Source organism: Neisseria sp. P0021.S007 (assembly GCF_051956855.1).
The window spans coordinates 1-488 of record NZ_JBQCXA010001393.1; the positions used below are offsets into that span (position 1 = coordinate 1).

Annotated in this window: 1 pseudogene; it reads left to right on the plus strand. The window is 57.6% G+C overall.

The features are described 5' to 3' along the window. Positions 1 to 488 (plus strand): annotated as a pseudogene (locus tag ACTHUR_RS19350) (ATP-dependent RNA helicase HrpA); the annotation flags it as partial.

The following is a 488-nucleotide window of genomic DNA, read 5'->3' on the forward strand; positions in this document are numbered from 1 at the left end:
GGTTTGATCGGGCATACCCAGCCGCGCCGTTTGGCTGCGCGCTCAGTGGCGGAGCGGATTGCCGAAGAATTGAAATCGGAAATCGGCAGCACGGTCGGCTATAAAGTGCGCTTTACCGACCACACCTCGCACGATGCCTGCGTCAAGCTGATGACCGACGGCATCCTGCTGGCGGAAACGCAGACCGACCGTTATCTCGCCGCCTACGACACGATTATCATCGACGAAGCGCACGAACGTAGCCTGAACATTGACTTTCTGCTAGGCTACCTGAAACAGCTACTGCCGCGTCGCCCCGATTTAAAAGTCATCATCACCTAGGCAACCATAGACGCAGAACGCTTCTCCAAACACTTCAACGGCGCGCCCGTGCTGGAAGTGAGCGGGCGCACCTATCCCGTCGAAATCCTCTACCACCCGCTGACCAGCAAAGACGAAGACGACGAAGAAGTCGAGCTGACCGACGCAATTGTCGATGCAGCCGACGA